The 5,920-nt window shown below is 70.0% G+C and carries 5 protein-coding genes; 4 read left to right on the top strand and 1 reads right to left on the bottom strand.

Features of this window, described 5'->3' with window-relative positions; genetic code table 11:
• Positions 1-241 precede the first annotated feature (241 nt).
• Positions 242-1,099, bottom strand: a complete 858-nt coding sequence (locus ACWCQ6_RS35295) for an IclR family transcriptional regulator (protein ID WP_451096328.1) — start codon at positions 1,097-1,099, stop codon at positions 242-244.
• 290 nt (positions 1,100-1,389) lie between these two features.
• Here ACWCQ6_RS35295 and ACWCQ6_RS35290 point away from each other — a divergent pair, with 290 nt between their 5' ends.
• The 4 genes from ACWCQ6_RS35290 (at position 1,390) to ACWCQ6_RS35275 (ending at position 5,814) form a co-directional block, all read left to right on the top strand.
• The gene (locus ACWCQ6_RS35290) at positions 1,390-2,760 is read left to right on the top strand and encodes an aspartate aminotransferase family protein (RefSeq protein WP_451096326.1); all 1,371 of its coding nucleotides are present in this window, start codon (positions 1,390-1,392) and stop codon (positions 2,758-2,760) included.
• Positions 2,760-3,947 (top strand): mandelate racemase/muconate lactonizing enzyme family protein, encoded by a 1,188-nt coding sequence (locus ACWCQ6_RS35285; RefSeq protein WP_451096324.1) that lies wholly within the window; start codon positions 2,760-2,762, stop codon positions 3,945-3,947. The genes ACWCQ6_RS35290 and ACWCQ6_RS35285 overlap by 1 nt, the downstream gene beginning before the upstream one ends.
• On the top strand, positions 3,944-4,789 hold the full coding sequence (locus ACWCQ6_RS35280; protein ID WP_451096322.1) for an amidohydrolase family protein: 846 nt from the start codon (positions 3,944-3,946) through the stop codon (positions 4,787-4,789). Before ACWCQ6_RS35285 ends, ACWCQ6_RS35280 begins: the two co-directional genes overlap by 4 nt.
• Before the next feature lie 185 nt (positions 4,790-4,974).
• Positions 4,975-5,814 (top strand): SDR family NAD(P)-dependent oxidoreductase, encoded by an 840-nt coding sequence (locus ACWCQ6_RS35275; protein ID WP_451096320.1) that lies wholly within the window; start codon positions 4,975-4,977, stop codon positions 5,812-5,814.
• Positions 5,815-5,920 lie beyond the last annotated feature (106 nt).

Genomic DNA, 5,920 nt, shown 5'->3' with positions numbered 1-5,920 from the left:
GGAGGCGGAGGTGTGGTGGTGCGGAACGCTCATGCGGACTTCGCCTTCCGAGAAGTGCGACAAGTGAGGGAGCGTTCCTGCGGGGGACTGCCATGAGGCGGATGGCTGAAAAGGGTCCGGCTGTCGGACGTCCACGGCGCGATGGGCAGGCGCCGGAACCAGGCCGGAAAGGGTAAATCGCCGGTGACCATGGAGTGTCACCGCGGTTGGCAGGGAACCTACGGCTGGTTACGCCGTTTGGTCAAGACCCGAATCCGTCGGAATGCGACGTGTTGCTGTCGGAGTCGACGCCGTTCGTGTCGTCGACCCAGCCGAGCGAGACACTGATCCGGCGCGCCGCGTCGCGGACCTGGCCGCCCAGTTCCTGGTAGCGCCAGGCCGGCAGGCCGAGCTTGAGGCCGGTGATGGAGACGGCCCCGGCACACACCGAACGGTCGTCGAAGACCGGCGCGCCGATGCAGATGATGCCCTCGGCGTCCTCCTCGTCGTCCAGGGCGTAGCCGACCCGGGCGATGTCGCGCAGATGCGACAGGAAGGTGGCCGGGTCGGTGATCGTGCGGGAGGTGCGCCGGGGCAGCCCGAACCGCTCGACGACCGAGGCCGCCTCGCTCGGCGGTACGGCGGAGAGCAGCGCCTTGCCCAGGCCCGTGCAGTGCGGCAGCTCGCGCTGCCCCATCCGCAGATCGAGCCGGACGCGCTGGTCGAGCTCGACCTGGTCCACGACGACCGCGTGGCCGTCCTCGGGGACGGCGAGGCGGGACGCCATTCCGGTGGTCCGGGTCAGCTCCTGCAGGACGGGGCGGGCGACCTCGCGCAGGGACACCTGGGAGCGGGCCCGGTCGCCGAGCCGGGCCAGGCTCATGCCGAGCCGGTAACGGCGGTTCATGCCCTCGCCGTCGTCCGAGACGAGGCCGTAGGCACGGAGGGTCTGGAGCATGCCGAAGGCGGCGCTCTTGGAGATGGAACAGGCCTGGCCGACCTCCGTGACGCTCATGCCGTTCCCCTGTGCGGGGGCGGCGAGCGCCTCAAGGATGTCCGCTGCCCTGGCCACGCTCTTGACCCAGTACTTCGGTTCTTTTGGGGCAGCACTGTTCGTCATAGCAGAACAGCGTAGTGCCTCGGAAGGGGCTCGAACGCGCTTCCTCTGTGAAGAAAGCGCGAAATCGGGCCTTCCTGGGTTTGAAAAGGTCTTGACCGGCTCTGGAGGCGCACGTAATGTCAGGCCCGTTCTGCTCTCCAGAACAGTGTTCAGGAAAAGCGAACGCACCATCTGAAGCACCACGGATCACCTTCATTCCTGCGGCGACTGCCGGGCGGATGGCGCCAGGGACTCACGGGCCGGGCAGGGCCTGCGAAGACCGACGACTCTCGACGCAAGGAGCAAGCAATATGAGTTCAGGCCCGGTAGGCAACGAATCCGGAGCCCGACTCGCCGAGCGCGCCCGCCAGGTCGTACCCGGCGGCGTGAACAGCGGTCAGCGCAGCGTTCCCGGACTGACCGACCTGGTCGTCACGGGCACGGACGGCGCACGGTTCCGTACCGCCGACGGACGCGAGTACACCGACTTCCACTCGGCGTTCGGCCCGCCCCTGCTCGGTCACAACGACCCCGACGTGGCCCGCGCCACCGCGGAGGCCGGCGCCACCCTCGGCCACCTGGGCGTCGGCGTCACCGAGGGCGAGGTCCTCCTCGCCGAACAGCTCGCCGAGCTGATCCCCTCCATCGAGAAGGTGCTGCTCACCAGCACCGGCAGCGAGGCCACGTTCCACGCGCTGCGCGTTTCCCGCGCCGCCACCGGCCGCCGGCTGGTCGTCAAGTTCCAGGGCTGCTACCACGGCTGGCACGACGCGGTCAGCCTCAACGTGATCTCCGCGCCCGAGAAGGTCGGCGGCCACGACCCGATCTCCACCGGCATCCTGCCCGAGGTCCTCGAAGCCACCCTCGTCCTGCCGTTCAACGACAGCGAGGCCGTCCGCCGCGCCTTCGCCGAGCACGGCTCCGACATCGCCGCCGTGATCGTCGAACCCGTCCCGCACAATGTCGGAGCGCTCCTGCCGTACCAGGAGTTCCTCACCACGCTGCGCGAGGAGACCACGAAGGCCGGCAGCGTCCTGATCTTCGACGAGGTCATCACCGGCTTCCGCCACGACATCGGCGGCTGGCAGAAGATCTCCGGAGTCACCCCCGACCTCACCACCCTCGGCAAGGCCATCGCCAACGGCGCCCCCGTCGGCGCGATCGGCGGCCGCGCCGACCTGATGGACCTCTTCTCCACCCGCCCCGGCGCCCCCGCCTTCTTCGCCGGCACGTACAACGGCCACCCGTCCGTCGTGGCCGCCGCCCTCGCCACCCTGCGCAAGCTCCGCGAGGAGCCGGTCCACGAGCACGTCTTCCGGCTCGGCGAGCGCGTCCGCACCGAACTGACCGGACTGTACGAGCGCCTCGGCGTCCCCGCCGTCGTCACCGGGTACGGCTCCGTCTTCGTCAGCTACTTCATGCCGGGCGAGGCCCCCCGCACCTACGCGGACCTGCTGAACAACGACGCCTCGCTCTTCGTCGGCTACCGCCGCAAACTCCTCGACCACGGCCTGTTCGAGCTCCCGCTCAACCTCAAGCGCAGCCACATCAGCTACGCCCACACCGACGCCGACGTGGACCGCCTCATCGAGGGCACCGAGGCCGCGGTCAAGGCCGTGCTCGCCGACGGCGGTGCACGCGACCTGGAGAACACCTCCACCATGGGAGGGGCGACCCGCTGATGCTGACCGTCAACCGCACTCGCCCGGCGGGCCCCGCAGGCCGGATCACCCGCGTCGAGACCTTGATGCTCGGCACCTCCTGGCGCGACTTCGGCTACGTCCGGGTCCACACCGACGAGGGCCTCTCCGGCATCGGCGAGATCACCCACCCCTACCGCGTCCGCGAGGTCTGCGCCCTCACCGAGGCACTGGCGCAGCGCCATCTCATCGGCGCCGACCCCTTCGACATCGAGGAGCTCTGGCTCCGCGTCTACCAGGGCGACTTCCTGCGCGGCGGCGACATGGGCGGCGTCGCCCTGTCCGGCCTCGACCAGGCGATGTACGACCTGATGGGCAAGGCGCTCGGCGTCCCCGCGTACCGGCTGACCGGTGGCGCCTGCCGGGACGAGGTACGGGTGTACGCCAACGGCTGGTACACCGGCGAACGCGAGCCGGAGATCTTCGCCGCCAAGGCGAAGGAGACCGTGGCCAAGGGCTTCACCGCCCTCAAGTTCGACCCGTTCGGCCCCGGACTGCACGAGCTGGAGCGCGCCGAACTGCGCCGCTCCGTCGACCTGGTGGCCGCCGTCCGCGAGGCCATCGGGCCCGATGTCGACCTCTTCATCGAGGGCCACGCCCGGTTCGCCATGCCGACCGCGGCCCGGCTGGTGCGCGAGCTGGAGCCCTTCGACATCGGCTGGTTCGAGGAGCCGATGCCGTGGACCCACATCGAGCGCTACGCGGAGCTGCGGCAGCGTGCCGCGTTCCCGATCTCCGGCGGTGAGCACTTCCACAACCGCTACGAGTACAAGCCGCTCTTCGCCACCAACGCGGTCGACATCATCCAGCCCGACCTCTCCATGGCCGGCGGATTCACCGAGGTCCGGAAACTCGCCGCGATCGCCGACACCCACGGCATGCTCGTGGCCCCGCACAACTCCAACTCGCCGCTCTGCACCACCGTCTCGGTGCACGCGACGCTCGGAATCCCCAACTTCAAGATCCTGGAAACCTTCGACGGGCTCCTTGAGGACTACGTCTTCGACGCCCTCAAGGGCACTCTCCCGATCGTCGACGGCCACATCGGCCTGCCGACCGCACCCGGTCTCGGTGTCGAGCTCGTCGACGAGGTCTTCGAGGAGCACCCGCCCAGCCACCGCTTCTGGAACATGTTCGCGGACGGCTGGGAGAAGCGGAACCGGACATGATCGTCGATGTCCACTCGCATCTCTTCCGGCACAGCCACGACTTCACCGACCCGTTCAAGTCCGACTCCGCCCGCGCCCACGCGGGCGAGGTCGACCTCTCGGTGAAGTGGGAGGAGTACGCCGCCACCGCCCCCGAGGGCACCCGCACGATCGTCGTCGGCGGCAAGGCGCGGCGCAGCGGCCTCTGGGTGGACGACGACGCCGTCGCCTCGTACGCCGGAGCGCACCCCGACCGGCTCATCGGCTACCTCTCGCTCGACCCCACCCAGCCCGGCTGGCAGGACGAACTCCGCTACGGCCACCAGGAACTGGGCCTGCGCGGCATCAAACTGATGCCGATGTACGCGGGCTTCGACCCGGCCGCCGAGGAGTACGACGAGCTGTACACGTACGCCGAACGGCACGGACTCCCGCTCCTGGTGCACACCGGCACCACCTTCGTGTCGAGCGCACCGCTGGAGTGGGCGATGCCCCGCCACCTGGACGCGGTCGCCATCCGCCACCCGGAACTGCGGATGGTCCTCGCCCACCTCGGCCACCCCTTCGAGGGCGAGTGCATCGCGGTCATCCGCAAGCACCCGCACGTGTACGCGGACATCAGCGCCCTGCACTACCGGCCCTTCCAGCTCTGGCACAGCCTCCGGCTGGTCCAGGACTACGGGGTCTTCCACAAGCTGATGTTCGGCAGCGACTACCCGTTCACGACGGTCGACGACTCGGTGCGGGGGCTGCGGGAGATCGCCCGTATCCCCGGCATCCCGGGACTTCCGCCGCTCGACGTGGACGCGGTGGAGGAGATCATCCACCGGCCGTCGCTGGACCTGCTGGGCCTGAACGGCTGACCCGGCCGTTCCCCCTGTGAACCTGCCGGTACGGCGCCGGGGGCATCCCCCTGTCGCCCGGTACCGACCGGCAGCCGGGCCGCCGCGCCATCACCCATGTGTCCCTGCGCGGCGGCCCGGACCTCTCCGGCGATCAGGACCGGACCCGACCACCTCTCCGTCTCTCCGCCTGGAGGAACCCCGCCATGACCGCAGCCGTCCCGCCCCGGGGAACCGACCGCTTCGACCTGACCGGCCGCACCGCGCTCGTGACCGGGGCCGCCCGGGGCCTGGGCCGATCCTTCGCCGTCGGCCTCGCGGAGGCGGGCGCCGATCTGGTCCTGGTCGACCTGCCCGGTGCCGAGGGCGTCGCCGAGACCGCGGCGGCGGTCGAGGCACTCGGCCGCGGGTGCCGGACGTACGGACAGGACCTCGCGGACATCGACGCGCTGCCCGGCTTCGTCGACGCCGTACGCGCCGAGGCGGGACCGCTGCACATCCTGGTCAACAACGCGGGCACGGCGGCGCTGGAACGCTTCAACGAGATCACCCCCGCGAGCTGGTCCCGCATCATGCGGGTCAACGTCGACGCCGTCTTCTTCCTCAGCCAGCGCATCGCCGAACACATGACGGCGGACTCGGTCGCGGGCCGCATCATCACCATCACGTCGAAGAACGCCCTGGTGGCGGAGGCCGGCCTGGCCCACTACAACGCCTCCAAGGCCGCCGCCCAACTGCTCACCGAGACCCTGGCGGTCGAACTCGCCCCGCACGGCATCACCGCCAACACCCTTGCCCCCGGCATGGTCGAGACACCCATCGACGGCGAATTCCCCTTCGACCGGGAGGCCTTCGAATCCGCGTACCGCGAGCGCATCCCGCTCGGCAGGTACGCGCAGCCCGACGAATGCGTCGGTGCGCTGCTGCTGCTCGCCTCGGACGCCGGGGCGTACATCAACGGGGCGCGCATCGTCGTCGACGGGGGAGTGCTGGCCGACCAGATGCCGCGGATGCGCTTCATGCCGCCGTACCGCAACACGATCTGACCGCGACCGACCGGCAGTCGGTACCCACCGAGCACGCATCGACAACGCGAGGAGCGCCTCCGTCATGTCCGTCAATGCTTCGCCCCCCGCTCCGTCCTCCGCCTCG

This window comes from Streptomyces sp. NPDC001880, assembly GCF_053594575.1.
This window is presented reverse-complemented; position numbering and strand designations above follow the sequence as displayed.